This is a genomic window from Nocardia cyriacigeorgica (genome assembly GCF_010858045.1).
Lineage (GTDB): Bacteria > Actinomycetota > Actinomycetes > Mycobacteriales > Mycobacteriaceae > Nocardia > Nocardia cyriacigeorgica_E.
In genome coordinates, this window is the sequence record NZ_JAAGVC010000037.1 from 13,807 (window position 1) to 31,619 (window position 17,813).

At 67.1% G+C, this 17,813-nt stretch carries 14 protein-coding genes and 1 pseudogene; 8 read left to right on the forward strand and 7 right to left on the reverse strand.

The genetic code is table 11. From position 1 onward, the window contains the following. The first annotated feature begins 350 nt into the window (after positions 1-350). Complete coding sequence (locus tag GV790_RS23300; RefSeq protein ID WP_163816060.1) at positions 351-3,647, forward strand: (Fe-S)-binding protein; 3,297 nt, start codon at positions 351-353, stop codon at positions 3,645-3,647. A gap of 108 nt (positions 3,648-3,755) precedes the next feature. On the opposite strand, the gene GV790_RS23305 is transcribed toward GV790_RS23300, so the two are convergent. After that, positions 3,756-4,115, reverse strand: a complete 360-nt coding sequence (locus GV790_RS23305) for a hypothetical protein (protein ID WP_175585985.1) — start codon at positions 4,113-4,115, stop codon at positions 3,756-3,758. Beyond that, positions 4,112-4,531 carry a hypothetical protein gene (locus GV790_RS23310; protein WP_163816062.1) on the reverse strand — a complete coding sequence of 140 codons (420 nt, stop codon included), beginning with the start codon at positions 4,529-4,531 and terminating at the stop codon, positions 4,112-4,114. The genes GV790_RS23305 and GV790_RS23310 overlap by 4 nt, the downstream gene beginning before the upstream one ends. Before the next feature lie 227 nt (positions 4,532-4,758). On the opposite strand from GV790_RS23310, the gene GV790_RS23315 reads away from it, so the two are divergent. Next, positions 4,759-5,988 (forward strand): acyl-CoA dehydrogenase family protein, encoded by a 1,230-nt coding sequence (locus GV790_RS23315; protein ID WP_163816064.1) that lies wholly within the window; start codon positions 4,759-4,761, stop codon positions 5,986-5,988. Further along, positions 5,988-7,136: an acyl-CoA dehydrogenase family protein gene (locus GV790_RS23320; RefSeq protein ID WP_163816066.1), complete on the forward strand. Its 1,149-nt coding sequence runs from the start codon at positions 5,988-5,990 to the stop codon at positions 7,134-7,136. The genes GV790_RS23315 and GV790_RS23320 overlap by 1 nt, the downstream gene beginning before the upstream one ends. 54 nt (positions 7,137-7,190) lie before the next feature. Here the strand turns inward: GV790_RS23320 and GV790_RS23325 are convergent, their stop codons facing one another. Next, positions 7,191-7,721, reverse strand: coding sequence for a YdcF family protein (locus GV790_RS23325; protein WP_163816068.1), 531 nt, complete (start codon positions 7,719-7,721; stop codon positions 7,191-7,193). 118 nt (positions 7,722-7,839) lie between these two features. Here GV790_RS23325 and GV790_RS23330 point away from each other — a divergent pair, with 118 nt between their 5' ends. The 3 genes from GV790_RS23330 (at position 7,840) to GV790_RS23340 (ending at position 11,606) form a co-directional block, all read left to right on the forward strand. Beyond that, positions 7,840-8,655, forward strand: coding sequence for an aminotransferase class IV family protein (locus tag GV790_RS23330; protein WP_163816070.1), 816 nt, complete (start codon positions 7,840-7,842; stop codon positions 8,653-8,655). A gap of 157 nt (positions 8,656-8,812) precedes the next feature. Then, the gene (locus tag GV790_RS23335; protein WP_163816072.1) at positions 8,813-10,135 is read left to right on the forward strand and encodes a UDP-glucose dehydrogenase family protein; all 1,323 of its coding nucleotides are present in this window, start codon (positions 8,813-8,815) and stop codon (positions 10,133-10,135) included. A 145-nt stretch (positions 10,136-10,280) separates the two neighbouring features. Beyond that, on the forward strand, positions 10,281-11,606 hold the full coding sequence (locus tag GV790_RS23340; protein ID WP_175585986.1) for an Hsp70 family protein: 1,326 nt from the start codon (positions 10,281-10,283) through the stop codon (positions 11,604-11,606). Positions 11,607-11,813: 207 nt separating this feature from the next. Here GV790_RS23340 and GV790_RS23345 read toward each other — a convergent pair whose 3' ends face one another. Together GV790_RS23345 and GV790_RS23350 are read right to left on the reverse strand one after the other, a co-directional pair. Continuing rightward, positions 11,814-13,088 (reverse strand): YibE/F family protein, encoded by a 1,275-nt coding sequence (locus tag GV790_RS23345; protein WP_163816074.1) that lies wholly within the window; start codon positions 13,086-13,088, stop codon positions 11,814-11,816. Between the two features lie 559 nt (positions 13,089-13,647). After that, entirely contained in the window at positions 13,648-14,895 is a 1,248-nt protein-coding gene (locus tag GV790_RS23350; RefSeq protein WP_163816077.1) for a pyridoxal phosphate-dependent aminotransferase, read from the reverse strand. Between the two features lie 97 nt (positions 14,896-14,992). Here GV790_RS23350 and GV790_RS23355 point away from each other — a divergent pair, with 97 nt between their 5' ends. Beyond that, a complete protein-coding gene (locus tag GV790_RS23355; protein WP_163816078.1) occupies positions 14,993-15,688 on the forward strand; it encodes a hypothetical protein in 696 nt (231 codons plus the stop codon). A gap of 6 nt (positions 15,689-15,694) precedes the next feature. On the opposite strand, the gene GV790_RS23360 is transcribed toward GV790_RS23355, so the two are convergent. Next, complete coding sequence (locus GV790_RS23360; RefSeq protein ID WP_256673483.1) at positions 15,695-16,702, reverse strand: XRE family transcriptional regulator; 1,008 nt, start codon at positions 16,700-16,702, stop codon at positions 15,695-15,697. Between the two features lie 249 nt (positions 16,703-16,951). Beyond that, positions 16,952-17,212: pseudogene (locus GV790_RS31930) on the reverse strand (helix-turn-helix domain-containing protein); the annotation flags it as partial. A gap of 72 nt (positions 17,213-17,284) precedes the next feature. Here GV790_RS31930 and GV790_RS23365 point away from each other — a divergent pair. Continuing rightward, entirely contained in the window at positions 17,285-17,734 is a 450-nt protein-coding gene (locus tag GV790_RS23365; protein WP_163816082.1) for a hypothetical protein, read from the forward strand. The last annotated feature ends 79 nt before the right edge of the window (positions 17,735-17,813 follow it).

The window sequence follows — 17,813 nt, forward strand, 5'->3', positions numbered from 1 at the left end:
CACACAGAACAGAACGCCGTGAGCCTAGTCGAACGAAAGTCCAGATGCGAGATTCATTACGTATAGGAACGACCGCAAACGGGTAAGCCTGTCCTTATCTCATGCGGGGTTGTGCATGCCCTTTACGGTGTTGAACAGCTCGAGTCGCATAAAGGCGGACCTGTCTTGTGTGAGCTTGATCACAGCAGAATCCGCGGTCAACCCCCAGGAAGATGGGGCACCACCCGATCGCAGATCCTACGCTGGACACCACAAGTTACCGGCGGGTAACTTACTGGCAGTTAGGATACGAGCCATCCCGAGGCGCACAGCCTCGACAGCTCGTGTTGCCTCTAAAGAAAGGTCGCGACATGAATGCCCTGACCGTGACGCTGGGCACCCTTGGAGCGGCGCTCAGCCTTCTCTGTTGGGTGTCGTTCTTTGGCGGCGCCGGAACAATGGTGCGGACGATCATGATCGGTCAGTCCGCTCCCGATCGGTGGCGGCCGTTCTTCCCGCGCTTCAAGCAGATGCTGGTGGAGTTCATCGCGCACACGCGCATGAACAAATTCCGCACCGTCGGCTGGGCGCACTGGCTGGTCATGATCGGCTTCCTCGCGGGTGCGCAGTTCTGGTTCATGGCCTACGGGCAGACCTTCAAGCCCACCTGGTCCTGGCCGTTCATCGGGGAAACCTGGTGGTTCCACCTGGGCGATGAGATTCTCGGCGTCGGCACCGTCGTCGGCATCGTGACGCTGATGGTCATCCGCCAGCTCAATCACCCGCGCCTGCCCGCGCGACTCTCCCGTTTCAGCGGGTCGAAGTTCGGCCCTGCCTACTTCGTCGAGTGGGTCGTGCTCAGCGAGGGCATCGGCATGGTGCTGGTCAAGGCGGGCGTGCTGTCGCTGCACGGCCATTCCAGCTGGACCGACCCGGTCACGGGACAGCTGGCCAAGGTGATCCCCGCCAACGTCACGCTGATCTCGATCTTCGCTTTCATCAAGCTGATGTCCGGCATGGTCTGGCTGTTCGTGGTCGGCCGCAACATCACGTGGGGTGTTGCCTGGCACCGCTTCTCGGCCTTCCCGAACATCTACTTCAAGCGTGAAGACGACGGCGGCGTGGCCCTCGGCACCGCCAAGCCGATGATGTCCAACGGCAAGGCCCTGGACATGGAGAACGTCGACCCCGATACCGACACCCTCGGTGCCGGCCGGATCGAGGACTTCTCCTGGAAGGGCTGGCTGGACTTCACCACCTGCACCGAATGTGGTCGCTGCCAGTCGCAGTGCCCGGCCTGGAACACCGGTAAGCCGCTGTCGCCGAAGCTGCTGATCATGTCGCTGCGCGACCACGGTTACGCGAAGGCGCCGTACCTGCTGGCCGGTGGCCGCAAGGACATGGGCGGCGACGAGGTCGGCCTGGTCGACGCCGACGGCAAGCCGGACGAGGCCAAGCTGGCCAAGATCTCCGAGGCCGCGCGCGCGGAGGCCGAGCGTCCGCTGGTCGGCGGCGAGGAAGTCAGCGGCATCATCGATCCCGAGGTGCTGTGGTCCTGCACCACCTGTGGTGCGTGCGTCGAGCAGTGCCCGGTCGATATCGAGCACGTCGACCACATCATCGATATGCGCCGCTACCAGGTGCTGATCGAGTCGGAGTTTCCGTCCGAGCTCGCCGGTCTGTTCAAGAACCTGGAGAACAAGGGCAACCCGTGGGGTCAGAACGCCAAGGATCGGCTCAACTGGATCAACGAGCTGGACTTCGACATCCCGGTCTTCGGTAAGGACGCCGACAGCTTCGACGGCTACGAATACCTGTTCTGGGTCGGTTGCGCCGGTGCCTACGAGGACCGCGCCAAGAAGACCACCAAGGCCGTGGCCGAGCTGCTGGCCACCGCTGGCGTGAAGTTCATGGTGCTGGGTCAGGAAGAGACCTGCACCGGTGACTCGGCGCGCCGCGCGGGTAACGAGTTCCTGTTCCAGCAGCTGGCGCAGCAGAACATCGAACTGCTGGACTCGGTGTTCGAGGGTGTCGAGCAGAAAAAGAAGAAGATCGTCGTCACCTGTGCGCACTGCTTCAACGCGCTCAACAACGAGTACCCGCAGGTGGGTGGTACCTACGAGGTGGTGCACCACACCCAGCTGCTCAACCGGCTGGTGCGGCAGAAGCAGCTGGTGCCGGTGGCGTCGGTGTCGCAGAACGTCACCTACCACGACCCCTGCTACCTGGGCCGGCACAACAAGGTCTACAACGCTCCGCGTGAGCTGATGGAGGCCTCGGGCTCGAATCTGGTCGAGATGCCGCGCCACGGCGAACGGTCCATGTGCTGTGGCGCCGGTGGTGCCCGCATGTGGATGGAAGAGCAGCTCGGCAAGCGCATCAATATCGACCGCGTGGACGAGGCGCTGACCACCAACCCGGCCAAGATCGCCACCGGCTGCCCGTTCTGCCGCGTCATGCTCACCGACGGTGTGACCGCGCGCCAGGAAGACGGCAAGGGTGAAGGTGTCGAGGTCGTCGACGTAGCCCAGCTGATGCTGGATGCGATCGAGCGGGTCGAGCCGGCCAAGTTGACCGAGAACCTGACCGTCATCCAGGAACCGAAGGCCGAACCCGAGCCGGAACCCGAGCCCGAGCCCGAGCCGGTCGCCGAGGCCGCTCCGGCTGCGGCGAAGGCCGCTCCGACCGGTGGTGGCCTGGCCATGAAGGGCCCGGCCAAGGCACCCGGTAAGGGTCTCGGCATGAAGGGCGCGGCCAAGGCACCCGGTGCGAAGGCTGCCGCTCCGGCCGCCGAGACGGAGGCCGCTGCTCCGGCCCCGGCCAAGGGCCTGGGCATGAAGGGCGCCGCGAAGGCACCCGGCGGCAAGGGGCTGGCCATGAAGGGCGCGGCGAAGGCGCCCGGCGCCAAGGCCGAGGCTCCGGCCGAGGCCGCTGCCGAGACTCCGGCCGCTCCGCCGGTCAAGGGTCTGGGCATGAAGGGCGCGGCCAAGGCGCCCGGCGGCAAGGGGCTCGCGATGAAGGGCGCGGCCAAGGCTCCGGGAGCGAAGGCCGCGGCTCCGGCCGAAGCCGCTGCTCCGGCTGCCGAGGCACCGGAGGCGGGCACCGAGACGGCACCGGCTCCCACCGAGACCAAGCCGACGGTCGCCGCCAAGGGTCTTGCCATGAAGTCCGGGTTCAAACGCCCCGGACCGAAGGCGCCCGGCGCCAAGGCTCCCGCGGCCGCTCCGGCGGAATCGGCTCCGGCCGAAGAGGCTGCGACGGAATCGGCCCCGGCCTCGGCTGACTCGGCTCCGGCGCAGGCCGCGACCGAATCCGCTTCGGCGCCTGCCGAATCCATGCCGACCGTGGCGGCGAAGGGTCTTGCCATGAAGTCCGGGTTCAAGCGCCCGGGACCGAAGGCGCCCGGCGCCAAGACTCCGGCCGCGAGCCCGGCTCCGGCCGACTCGGCTTCGACCGAGCAGACTCCGGCTTCGTCCGAATCGGGTTCGGCTCCGGCGGAATCCGCATCGGCTGCCGCGGAATCGGCTCCGGCCACCGCCGCATCGGAATCCACCGAGGCGGAGACGCCGGCGAACGGCAACGGCGCATCGGATGCCCCGCTGCCCACCGCCAAGCCGGGTGGTCTCGGATTCAAGTCCGGCGCGAAGGCTCCTGGCCGCAAGAGCTGAACCACCACATCCGAACAACCATGATTCGACCCGGGTCCCGCACGGCGGCCCGGGTCGAATCATGTCAGCGGCCCGCGAAATCCGCAGGGCCAGAGGGATCGCCGGACCCTACTCGGTCTCCTTCGGATGGCCGGGCATGCAACGCTCCAAGAGGACACGCCCTGCGGTCTTGCTGCCCTTCGGCGCGTGTTCGACGAAGTACCAGAGCCTGCCGCCGTCGCTGAACTTGTATTGGTATCGCTCGTAGGGCCGCCCCTGATGTGTGCCGTACCGGAATCCGCCTTTGAGCGTGTACAACCTCGCCGAGATTCGTTGCGGCTCTCGGGTTAGCACATACCATGCGTCGACCATGGCATTACGAGCCGCGGCCAGGCAGTCGATCCAGCCTTTTTGCGCCTCACTGGTGATAAAGATGATCTCGTACTCGGCTCGCTTCAGCGGTCGCGGGACGCCCCGCTCCTTGCTCACTCGTCGGCCCCGGGATTCGGCACCGGCACAGGCTCATCAAGGTAGTGAAGATCGGAGCCGTCCACGTGAATCCGAGGATCAGCGTATGCCTCCGCAGTGTCGCGCCACGCGGCGAGGACAGTGGTCAGCCGGGCCAGCCGACCGACGGCGAGACCGCCGCGCGCGTTGTCGAGGAAGTCGGCGACAAAAGCCGGCCGCTGATCTTCGGGCAGCAATTCGATCCACGGAAATGCGATGGTCAGCCGATCGACCACCTTGCCGAGCAGCTCATCGTCGAGAGCAATCGCCAGCAATTGGGTCAGCGCGCTCAGAGTCTGCTGGTTGGCATCGGACTCCGCGGCATCGCTGAGTCGCACGGGCGGCGCGGATCGGCGAACGAGTGTCACGTCACCGTTCTTCTCCATCGCCTCGATCACCCGGTTCGGGTCCCGTAGGAACTCCGACCATGTCGCAGATGTACCCATACCCTCAGTATGTCAGAACTACTTCTGATATCTAGGCCACGGTTGGGGTTGCCGCGCCGAGCAAAACTTGATGGCATATGCCTTCAGTTTGACTCCATGCGAGAATTGCGGATAACTTCTCTCATGGGTGCCCGGAACGCGGGCGCTGCGGCGACTATGCACAGCCCTCGGGAGTATGGATGGATTTCGACTGGTCGGAGGCCGATTCGGCCTTTCGGGACGAGGTGCGGGAGTTCCTGCGGGAGAAGTTGACGCCGGAGCTTCGGGCGGCGGGGCGGTTGGCAACGAGCGTTTATCCCGACCATGAGGCCAGCATGCGGTGGCAGCAGATTCTGCACGAGCGCGGCTGGGCCGCGCCCACCTGGCCGGTGGAGTACGGCGGCTGCGACTGGACCCTCACCCAGCACTACATCTTCAACCGGGAACTGGCACTGGCCGGTGCGCCGCCGCTGTCGCCGATGGGCATCCGGATGGTGGCGCCGGGCATCATCGCCTTCGGCACCCCCGAGCAGAAGCAGTTCTTCCTCAACGGCATCCTCACCGGCGAGGTGTTCTTCTGCCAGGGCTACTCCGAACCCGAGGCCGGATCCGATCTCGCATCGCTGACCATGAGCGCGGTCGAGGACGGCGAGGACTTCATCTGCAACGGCAGCAAGATCTGGACCACCCACGCCACCGAGGCGAACTGGATCTTCTGCCTGGTCCGCACCTCGCGCACCGGCAAGAAGCAGCAGGGCATCACCTTCCTGCTGATCGATATGACCTCGCCGGGCATCGAGGTCAGGCCACTGGTGATGACCTCGGGCGAGCAGGTGCAGAATCAGGTCTTCTTCGACAATGTGCGGGTGCCGAAGAGCAATGTGCTCGGCCGCGTCGATGAGGGCTGGTCGGTGGCCAAGTACGTGCTCGTGCACGAACGCGGCGGCGCGGCCGCGCCCGCGCTACAGGTCATGGCCAAGGATCTGGCGGAGGCGGCGGCCGAGCAGCCCGGTCCGGACGGGGAACCACTGATCGACGATGCCGGATTCGCCGCGCGACTGGCCGATGCCCGCATCCGCGCCGATGTGCTGGAAATCCTCGAATACCGGACGATCTCGGCGCTGTCGCAGGGCCGCGACCCCGGACCGGCCTCGTCTATGCTGAAGATCCTCGCCACCGAACTGAGCCAGCAGCTCACCGAACTGGCGTTGCTGGCAGCCGGACCGCGCGGACGGGCCTACCAGCCGCATGCCACCAAACCTGGTGGCCCGATTGCCGAGTTCACGCCACCGGCCGATGGTTATCACAGCGGACCGCAGTGGCAGGCCGTCGCGCCGCTGCGTTATTTCAACGACCGCGCGGGTTCGATCTACGCGGGCAGCAACGAAATTCAGCGGAACATTCTCGCCAAGGCAGCATTGGGGCTCTGATGGACTTCTCACTCACCGATGAACAGCAGTTGCTGCGCGATTCCGTCGCGGGGTTCCTGACCGCGCGGTACGAGCTGGAGAAAAGTCGCAGCGCGGCCAAATCCGTGGCCGGCTGGCAGCCCGAGATCTGGCGCGGATTCGCCGAAGAGCTGGGCATTCTCGGCGCCACCCTGGCGGAGCGGGTCGACGGCATGGGCGGCGGTCCCACCGAATTGATGGTCATCGCCGAGGAATTGGGGCATGCCCTGGTGGTCGAGCCGTTCGTCGACACCGTCGTGGTCGGTGGCGGATTGCTGTCGCGAGCGGGCGGTGAGCGGGCCGACGCGGTGCTGCGGGACATCGTCGCCGGTAGTGCCCGCACCGCGTTCGCGGCGCTCGAGCCGTCGGCAGGGGAATCCGCGCACGATATCTCGCTCACCGCCCGCAGGGACGGCGACGAATGGGTGCTCGACGGTTCCAAGATCGTGGTCACCAGCGCCCCGCTGGCGACGCATCTGATCGTCAGCGCCCGCACCGGCGGAGACCGGCGCGATCGTGACGGTGTTTCGCTGTTCCTGACCGAATTCGACGCGTCGGCACCGTCCACGGGACTCGAGGTGCACAGCTATCGCACGATCGACGACCGGCAGGCCGCCGACCTCACCTTCACCGGCTTCCGCCTGCCTGCCACGGCCTTGCTCGGCGCCGAGGGCGAAGCGACCGCGATCATCGAGGCGACCCTGGAGGAAGCGATCGCCGCGGTGGCCGCCGAATCGGTCGGGCTGATGCGCAAGGTCGTCGCCGACACGGTGGAATACAGCAAACAGCGGCAGCAGTTCGGCCAGCCGATCGGCCAGTTCCAGGTATTGCAGCACCGCATGGTGGATATGTACATGGAACTCGAACAGGCCACGGCCGCCGCCTATTTGGCTGCCTTCGCGCTGTCGGGCTCACCGTCGGAGCGGGCGCGCGCCATTTCGGCGACGAAGGTGACCATTGCCCGGGCCGCACGTTTCATCGGTCAGCAGTCGGTGCAATTGCACGGCGCGATGGGCATGACCGAGGAACTGGCCATCGGGCACTATTTCAAGCGGCTCACCGCGATCGAGAACGAATTCGGTTCCAGCGCCTATCATCTGAACCGCTACGCGCGTCTGACCAGACCGTGAGAGCCCGCGCTGCCCGGAATCCGCCGCCGGGCAGCGCGGCGTTCGACTGCGCATCTAGCAGTTCTCGAACGCCGCCTTGACGTAACCGGCGGACTGATAGAGATAGTCGTAAGCCCAGCGCGCCACCGAAAGCCGCGGCTCCGGATCCACGAAAAGCAGTTCCCCGGACCAGCATTTGCCGAGAATGTAGCGGGCGCGGGAGATATGCGGTGTGAACGTCACCACGATCACGCGCGTCCAGCCCTCCTCGCGCGCACGGCGCGCCAGGTAGCGGCCCTCGCCGCGAGTCGTGCGCGGGTCGGGGTCGAAGCATTCCACCTCGAAGCTGTACCCGCCGTGGCAGATCCGGTTGACCAACGCGCTGTGTTCGTAGGGATTGGATACCAGCACCCGCGGCGCGTAACCGTCCCGGGCGAGGGTCAACCCCAATTCCTCACGTCCGTCGTGGGCGCCACCGAGAATCAGAATCGCGTCGGCAGGCGCGGGGCCCTCGGTCTGCGGCCGCACATATACCGGCCACAGTGCCGCCGTGACGATCGCGAGCACCGCGCAGATGACGAGCACAGTCCCGCCGATCCGTCGCATCGGCCGATCCTATCCACGCCGTCCACCAGCGGTGATGCATGGCCGCGCCGAGCGGGCGGGCGCGCTTTCCCCGTTCGGGCTTGACCTTGACACCGGTATCAAGGCTTACCGTCGCCGCATGAGCACATTTCCCGCACTGGCATTGATCGACGGGCAGCCCGCCGATCCGGACACACTGGTATCCCACGCCTTCGCCGGCTTCGCGCATTTCACCGCGATGCAGATACGCGACAGCGCCGTGCGCGGGCTCGACCTGCACCTGGACCGATTGGCCGGAGCCTCGCGGACGCTGTTCGGCGCCGACCTCGCACCCGAACGGGTCCTCGCCGATCTGCGGACCGCGGTCGCCGGCTCACCGCCCGATCTGTCGCTGGTGCTCACGGTGTTCGACTCCACCGGGGAATTCACCGGCACCTCCGCCGAACCGTCGCTGCACACGCTCATCCGGACCGCGGCGCCCGCGAACGGACCGCGCGGCCCCCTCTCGCTCGCGATCTACGAACACGAACGGTTCATGCCAGAGATCAAGCATGTCGGTGAGGGCGCCAAGACCTACTACCTGCGCCGCGCTCGGGCGGCGGGGTTCGACGACGCCGCCTTCGTCGACCGGCAGGGCCGCTTGTCCGAGGCCTCGATCTGGAATCTGGCGTTCTGGGATGGGGAAACGGTCGTCTGGCCGGAGGCGGCGGTGCTCACCGGCACCATGATGGGCATCGTGCGCCGCCGGCTGCACGCGGCCGGGATACCGCAGCGGACGCAGGCGATCCGCCCGACCGACCTGCCCGGCTTCGGTGGCGCGGTGGTGCTCAATTCGTGGACACCCGCGATAGCGGTGGACCGGATCGGCGAGACCCGGCTGAGCGGTTCCTCGGAGCTGGTCGGCGTACTGCACACGGCACACGCATCGGAACCACCGACTTCCCTGGCGGACTGACGGGATATCGCCCTGGCAAGGCGGCTTCGCGCATCCAGACCACCGCGGCGGGCGAACCCGCAGGTCAGGGAAGTTTCCACTCCCTGTACATCTATTGTTGCCCGGACTCTTGCCTCGGTGTGGCGGAGTAGCCACCGGCGCGGCTTACCAATCGATCATGCGATGCACAGTCTTCGGAACCGGGTACCTGGGGGCCACGCACGCCGCGTGTATGGCCGAACTCGGGCACGACGTGATCGGGGTGGATGTCGATCCGGGCAAGGTCGCAAAGCTCTCCGACGGTGTGGTGCCGTTCTACGAGCCGGGTCTGGAGGCGGTGCTGCGCCGCAACCTGGACGCCGGACGGCTGCGCTTCACCACCTCCTACGAGGAGGCGGCCGCGCATGCCGATGTGCACTTCCTCGGCGTCGGCACGCCACAGAAGAAGGGCGAATACGCCGCCGACCTGAAATACGTGCACGCGGTGATCGACGCGCTCGCGCCGATGCTCGAGCGACCGTCGGTGATCGTCGGCAAGTCGACGGTCCCGGTCGGCACCGCCGCCGAACTCGGCGCCCGCGCCAGGGCTTTGACCTCGACCGATGTCGAAGTGGCATGGAATCCGGAGTTCCTGCGCGAGGGCTTCGCGGTGCAGGACACGCTGCGCCCGGACCGGCTGGTGCTCGGTGTCGACCGCGACCGCGCCGAATCGGCATGGGTGGAACAACTGTTGCGCGAGATCTACGCCGACCTCATCGCCGCCGACATCCCGTTCCTGCTGACCGATTTGGCCACCGCTGAGCTGGTGAAGGTGTCGGCGAACGCCTTTCTGGCCACCAAGATCTCGTTTATCAACGCGGTCTCGGAGGTGTGCGAGGCCACCGGCGCCGACGTCACCGTGCTGGCCGATGCCCTCGGCTACGACGCCCGCATCGGCCGTCGCTTCCTCAACGCGGGCCTCGGATTCGGCGGCGGATGTCTGCCCAAGGACATCCGGGCCTTCATGGCGCGCGCCGGTGAACTCGGCGCCGACCACGCGCTGACCTTCCTGCGCGAGGTCGACAACATCAATATGCGCCGCCGCACCAAGATGGTGGATATGGCAACCAAGGCCTGCGGTGGATCGCTGCTGGGTGCGAATGTCGCGGTGCTCGGCGCGGCCTTCAAACCCGAATCCGACGATGTGCGCGATTCGCCCGCGCTCAACGTCGCCGGAATGATGCAGCTACACGGCGCCGTTGTCACCGTGTACGACCCGAAGGCGCTGGAGAATTCGCGCCGGGTGTTCCCGACCTTGAACTACGCCACCTCGGTGGCCGAGGCCTGCGATCGCGCGGACGTGGTGCTTGTGCTGACCGAATGGTCCGAATTCACCGCGCTGCGGCCGCACGACCTGGATCCGGTGGTGCGGGCACGGTCCATCATCGACGGCCGCAACTGTCTCCTACCGGCCACCTGGCGGGAGGCCGGATGGGTGTACGCGGGGCTCGGCACACCGTAGAGTTGCCAGTCGAGGCGGGGGCCATCAGGTAAACGGCCAGCACTGCCGCGAACTCCACAGATCTCGGTCGGTAGGGTTCGGGGACGAGCCGCCGCGTGCAAACGATGCGGGCTCACATGTCGTGGAGCGGGAAGATGAGCAGCTGATGGGTTCGGTACTGGGAGTTGCGGTGGGGGCCTGCGCCGTTCGGCTGGCCCGCCCCCACGCCGGGTACCAGCACGAGCATCTGGCCGCGCGGTCCTTCGACCTCCAGACCGTCCCGGTAGCCGAGCAGGACCCGGCCGAACTCGCCGCCCAGGCCGTCGGGGTGACGCTGGAGGCGTCCGCCGATATCGCCGCAGCGGCCATCGCCTACCGCACCGACCAGCAGGCGAGGGCGCTCCGCGCGGCCATGGCCAAACAGCAGGTCACCAACTACGAGCTGGTTCCCGAACTCAACGCGATCGTCGAATTCGCCGAGCGCAGCGGCGATATCCGCGGCGCATCCATGCTCGTCGTCTACGACCTCGGCAGCTCGGGGCTGTCGGTGAGCATCGTCGACGTCGAGACCAGGCAGGTCCGGCACACCGAACGCACCAGCGATATCAGCGGCGACTACATCGACTCACTGATCCGCGAACAACAGATCGCCTCCGGCCGCATCGCGCACCCGCACGATCCGTCCGGTTTGGCGCAGCTGGACGCGTTGTGCAGGCAGGCCAAGGAACAGCTGTCGAGCAATACCGCGGTGGCGTTGCCCAGCGAGCAGGGCCTGGTGTTGCTGGCGCAGGAGAATTTCGAAGCGCTGATCACGCTCGCGGTGGAATCGTCCGCGCGGATGGCGCGCGAGGTGGTGATGCGCTCCGGTATGCCCGTCAACGGCGTGCTGGTGGTCGGCGGTGGCGCCCGGATTCCGCTGGTAGCGCGGGTTTTGGAGCATTCGCTAGGGCTGCCGGTCGTGGTGCCGGAAGATCCGGAGACGGTCGCTGCCCGCGGCGCCGCACTGCTGGCCCGAGCCGTGCGCGCACCGCGTCCGGTCGCGACGACGGCTGCGCACCCTGCCCCTGACCCGGCCTTCGCCGACGACGAGCTGGCCCCGTCGTGGCTGTCGGCGCCCGCCGAACGCAGGCGCGGGCGCCGCGAGATCAGCGGTGCCGCGTTGACGGTGAGCGCGCTGGCGGTGGTGGCCGCCATCGGTCTCGGGCTCGGCTACGGCCCGCAGGTGCTGGAACGCGATTCCCACACCAGCGAGGGCAACACCTCACCACTGCCGACCACACCGTCAAAGGCGAGCGCGCCGCTCCCGCAGACCGCGGTGCCCACCACCACCGAGGCCGAGGAAGCCATCGCCGAGCCACCGCCGCAGCGTCAGCGGCCGGACGAGCCCGCGCCCACCACCGTCGGCCCCAACACCATCGTGGTGGTTCCCGGGCTGCCGCCGATCATCGTTCCGACGATCCCGCCGCTGTTCCCTCCGCCGCCGCCGGGCTGAGCCGGCTTCCGACGCCGAGCGGCTCGTCGTTCGCGTGCCGCGGTGGTTGGTCACCTGCCGAGCCGGATTCCGGTCCGCGCGGTCGGCGTGAGCAGCACCGCACATGGGCCGACCAATGGGCGGGCAGGTCCGTGCGCCGGACGGTCGGTCACCCGAGATGCAGACACCGGATCCGAACAGCCCGCGCGAACACCACCGCGACCGAACTCAGGCCTTCGCGTGGCGCGGGCGGTTGGTCACCTTCGGTGCGGGTTTCCCCGATCCGAACGGCCGCGCGAGCAGCACCGCGATACCGGTGGTCAGCGGCACCGACAGCGCGAGCGCGATACCGCCGACGGCCGATCGCGCGATCTCGATGGCCACGGCGTCGCCGACCAGTACGTCACGGATCTCCCGGCCCGCGACGCTGAACAACAGCAGCAGCGGCAGCGCACCACCGGCGTAGGCGAGCACCAGGGTGTAGACGGTGCTGGCGATGTGGTCGCGACCCACCCGCATGGCGGCGGCGAAGATCTCGCGGCGTGAGGCACCCTCGTCCAGCGCCGCCAGTTCGAAGGCGGCCGAGGCCTGGGTGATGGTGACGTCGTTGAGCACACCGAGCGAACCGATGATGAAGCCCGCCAGCAGCAGCCCGGTGATGCTGACGTGTTCGAGGTAGGTGGCGACGTTGGTGTTCTGCTCCTCCGACAGCCCGGTCAGGTCGGTGACGCCGATGGCGATCCAGGATAGCACCGCCGCGAGCACCATCGAGGTCAGTGTGCCGAGTAGGGCCGAACTGGTCCGCAGGTTCACGCCATGCGCGAGGTAGAGCACCGCGTACAGGATCAGCGAGCCCGCGACCAGCGCGACCGGGATGGCCGGCTTGCCGTCCAGCAGGGCGGGCAGCATGAACATCACCAGCACGCCGAAGGCGAATCCGAGCCCGAGGAGTGCGCGCAGTCCGCGCCAGCGCGCGACCACGATGATCACCACCACGAAGGCCAGGGCGATCAGCGTCAGCGGCAGGCCGCGCGCGTAGTCGTCGAAGGAGTAGAGCGGGGTTCCGTCGGGCGCGGTCTGCCGGACGATGCGAATGTGGTCGCCCGCTTTCAATTCCGGCTGCCCCGGCCCCGGCGCGATCTCGAGCAGCGTGTGATTGCCCTCGTGCGGCCCGGATTCGATGGCGATCAGGCTGCGTTGGCAGGTGTAGGCGTTGGTGGCGGGCGGATCCGGTTTGTCCGCGAACACCTTGCCGAGCGACGGACTGCCGCAGGCCCCCATGTCCTGCAACACCACGGTCCCCGCCTCGGTCTGCACCGCCCCGCCCCCGGCGTTCTGCATCGGCAGCGGAATATCCACCTGCTGCTCACTGGGCCACAACGCGATGGTGGCGATCACCACGACCACCCCGATGACCGCTAGTAACCCGACAACGACCCGCGCAGCGGTAGCCCCGATGGCAATCGGCCCGGAGTGATCGTGATGGTGATGGTGGTCGCTCACGCGCCGAGCTTAATGGACGTGATTTTCAAGAGCACCGGAAGCGGTCGAGACAACCACCGAGCCCAGATTCCCCCACCAAAGAGACCCTTCACCGCCCCACAGGATCCAGATACCCACCAAGCACGGACCCGACCAACCGCCCCAACCCCAATCGGCCCAGCTGGTCTTTCTCCCCACCGCACCAACTGATCTCGCAAGATCCGGGTAACTCACCGGGTACGGGCTAACTCGCCTTTATGCAATACCGCCGGCCGCCAACGCAAAGAACCCCGCGTCTAAGTCTGGCCAAAAAACGCGGAGAGGCGGACCGGCCGGCGGAGAGCAGGGGGATGTCTCCGCCGGCCGCAGGGTGGCGCCCAGGGGGGTAGGCAGCCTGACCCACAAGGTCGGCTTGTCCAGGGGGGGTAGACAACCCGACCGGGCGCTCGAAAGCGCCGATGCCTACTGTACACAAAACAACTTGTTTTGCGCTAGTAAGTCTCCAAAAACCGCGATTAGACGAACATGAAGTCTGTTTTCACCGCAGGAAGCAGGGGCTGGTCCCGTTGACGGCAATGCGCTACTGGCGGTAGCTGGACAGGAAGTTGCCGAAGCGTTCGATGGCGACGGCCAGGTCACGGGCCCACGGCAAGGTGACGATCCGTAGGTGGTCGTGGTTGGGCCAGTTGAACCCGGTGCCCTGGACCATCAGGATCTTCTCCTGCAACAGCAGGTCGAGGATGAGCTTGGCGTCGTCGTGGATCTCGTAGACATTCGGGTCCAGCCGCGGGAACGCGTACAGCGCGCCCTTCGGCTTCACGCACGAGACGCCGGGAATCATGTTCAACCGCTCCCAGGCCACATCGCGCTGCTCCAGCAGCCTGCCGCCGGGCAGGATCAGATCTTCGATGCTCTGGTGGCCGCCGAGCGCCACCTGGATGGCGTGCTGCGCGGGCACATTCGGGCACAACCGGGACGAGGCCAGTAGGTCGATGCCCTCGATGAAGCCGGCCGCGTGCTCCTTCGGACCGGTGATCGCCAGCCAACCCGACCGGTAGCCCGCCACCCGGTAGGCCTTGGACAGGCCGTTGAACGTCAGGCAGAGCAGGTCCGGTGCCAGCGTCGCCAGCGAGATGTGCTTGGCGTCGTCGTAGAGGATCTTGTCGTAGATCTCATCGGCGAGCAGCAACAGCTGATGTTTGCGCGCCAGGTCGACCAGCTGCTGCAACACCTCGGTGGAGTACACCGCGCCGGTGGGATTGTTCGGGTTGATCACCAGCAGCGCCTTGGTCTTGTCGGTGATCTTCGATTCGATGTCGGCGATATCGGGCTGCCAGCCGTTGGACTCGTCGCACAGGTAATGCACCGGCGTGCCGCCCGCCAGGCTGGTCATCGCGGTCCACAGCGGATAGTCCGGGGCGGGGATGAGCACCTCGTCGCCGTTGTTCAGCAGCGCCTGCATGGTGATGGTGATCAGCTCGGACACACCATTGCCCAGGTAGACGCTGTCCACGTCGAGCTCGGGGAAACCGGGCACCAGCTCATAGCGGGTGACGATGGCGCGCCGGGCCGACAGGATCCCCTTGGATTCGGAGTAGCCCTGCGCATAGGGCAGCGCGGCGATGATGTCGCGCATGATCACATCGGGGGCCTCGAACCCGAACGGCGCCGGGTTGCCGATGTTGAGCTTGAGGATGCGATGCCCCTCGGCCTCCAGCCGTGCCGCATGCGCGAGTACCGGTCCACGGATCTCGTAGACGACGTCCTGCAGCTTCGTGGATTGCTCCAGAACACGCGGCGGGCGATGCGGATGATGACCAGTGCTCACCGCTCCATGGTGCCATCCTCGGCAATTCTCGCTCCGGGTCCCCGCCTCGCCGTCGCGTAGGGTGACCGGCGTAACTGTGGGTGGAGGAGACCGGGCGTTGGACAGCAGCAACAGCGGGGGCGGCTGGCAGAGTGGGCCGATGGGCCCGGATCACGGCTGGCGGAGTGGGTTCGGGCCGGGGGCTCAGCCACCGCCGGGGGCGCCGATGCCGAACCCCGCCTTCGGCGCGCCGCTACCACCTGGACCACCACCCGGCCGTGGGCCCGGTCGCCGTATCGCGTTGATCGGCGTCGCCGTGCTGGTGGCCGCGCTGGTGATCGGCGGCGTCGGAGTCGCGATCGGCGTGACGATCAGCGACTCGGACCCGGTCGAGCAGGCCCGGCCGACGACGACCGCGCGGCCGTCAGCGCAGGATTCCCGCGCGGCGGCCCGGCAGGCGGCGTGCGATTTCACCGCCATCATGACCACCTACGACTACCGCGATCTCGAGTCGTACAAGCGGTCGGTCGACGCCGGCTCGACCGGAACGTTCAAGAGCGATTTCGACAACACCTTCCCCGACCTGAGCAACCTGATGGTCACGATGCAGATGTCGTCGACGAGCTCCGCCAACGAGTGCGTCTATCTCACCGGGAACGGTAAGCGAGCCGAGGTGAGCGTCCATGCCGACTACACCGTGACGAAAGCCTTCGAACCGGCGCCACGGAACGAGCGCCAGTCGTTCACCGTGACGATGGAGCGGGTCGACGGCCGGTGGTTGTGCTCAGGAATGGCTCCCGCCGAACCGAAATAGCGGAGCTCAGCCCGCCGACCCTGCCGCGAGCCCGTTGGCGGCGGTGCTCCCGCAGAACTCCTCGATGCGCTCGTCCAGCGCGGCGGCTTCGGTGGCGCCGTCGAAGGTGGGCGCGGCGAGGCGGCGGCGGACGCCGGTGAGCCGTTCCTCCAGTTGGGCGATGCGTTTGTCCTCGGCGAGGCCGAGCACCGGATGCAGGGCCTCGCTCGCGCCGTCGAGGCTGCCGTTGATCAGGTGCGCGGCCGCCGAATCCACCCGGGCCAGGGCCTCGGCGCCGTAGGAGCGCTGCCATGCCGGGCCGGTGGAGTACAGCTCGATCGCCTGCTCGGTCGCCGCGAGGGCGGGCTCGGCCATGCCGAGATGGATGTAGGTGGCGCCCGCGTAGTACTGCGCCTTCGCGTCCGGGAATCCGAAGACGCCGCCGATGCCATCGTGCAGGGTGTCCGAACCGGAGCCGTCGCGGGCGTCGGTGGCCGCGCGCAGGCAGCGCTCGGTATCGGCGGCACTGCCGATCTTGGACCAGATCCTGGCCTCGATATTGCTCAATCGCACCCGCGCGGTGGCCGAATCGGCGAATTCCAATCCGCTCTGGGCCAGTTCGACCGCTCGGCGTGGACGCTCCGACCAGTACTCGATGAGCGCGTGCATGCCCCGGGTCCACGCGCGTAATCCGTTGTGCCCACATAATTCGGCATAGGCCCTGGCGGCGCGGATCTGTTCGGCGGCGGCATCGTAATGGCCGAGATCGGTACTGGCGTTGGCGAGCAACCCGGACAAGCTACCCGCGAGCAGATACAGATGACTGGTATCGGCGGGACGCTGCTGCCCCTCCAGCAAGCGATACACCCGCCGCCGCACCCGCAGCATCTCCACCACCATCGGGACCGGCGGAATATGCACGTAGTCGTTGGCGATTCGGGTGACGTCGGCGTCGAGCTGTTCCAATGTCATCGCGCCGATATTGGTGCTCTCGGCCCGGCTCGCGTGTTCACTGGCCTCGTGGGCAGCCGCCATTATCAGATCCCTCTCCGAAATCGCTGCTAACGCATCGCCTCTCACCGCGCCGGCGTCTATGAGGTCCAAGAGTTCCGCGTCGCTGGAATAACTGCTGTGCGCCGAGTCGCCGGCTCGCGCGTCGAATCGCGGTGTGGCGGGCTGACTGATCAGCTCCGCGAACCGTGCCCGCACCACATCGTCGGACCTGGCCAGGGAGGTATCGAGCGCGGCCTGGTTCACCGGGCGCGGATGAACCCGGCTGCCGCCCGCTTCCCATTTGGATACCAGGCGCTGGTGCACCCCCAAATGGGCGGCAAACTCCCGGATACTCATCCGCATGGCGTCGCGCAGCGCCCGGGTCTCCTTCCCTGACCACTGCCGGACCACGTTGTCTTCCCTTCGAACGAAACGTCCCCCACAGGTTACGAGCAAATTGTGAGCGCTGCCACATGCCTTTTCGACTCGAATAACTGGCAGCGCAAGGGCAGTGGAACGCCGGCGGGTCGGCGCTTGTGGCGCGCCGGGCATTACCGCGAGCCTGGAATCGGTGGCGAATCCGACTCCGACCGGCCCGGCGTCAGCGGGCCAGGGGGCTACGCGATGAACGTGGAAAAACTGAGGACGATCGACGATTGGGCGGCCTTCTACCGGCACGAATTCGGGCTGGTGGTCACCGAACGCGGCGGGTTCGTGATGCTACCGATCACCGCGAGGGCCTGCGTGATTCACCTACCCACCTGGCGGGCGGAGAAGGTCCGTGCGGCACTGGCACAGCAGGGCGTGCGAGTTCCCATGCTGGCCAGGCAGATCCGTTGGAGCTTCCTGGCCACCCCGGACAGCAGGCCAGGCGCGCAGCTCATGGAGGTGCTCAACCGCCTCGACATCGGCATACCCGCTGTCGGCAGTGCCGTCATGCTGCCCACCGGCCTCGGTCGCTGGACCAGAGAAGGCTGCTACTGGGTCGAGCCTCCGGAGCGAGGCCGACGACTGCCGCCGCTGTCGACGATCGTCACAGCCGCGCTTGCGGTGGGTGCGGATCGGCCCGACTAGAGCGGTCGGTCGCGCTCGGTCCCGGCGCATAGACGAGGAAGCTGTGCGCCGGGCCGGGCGGGGGGCACAGGATCGGCGC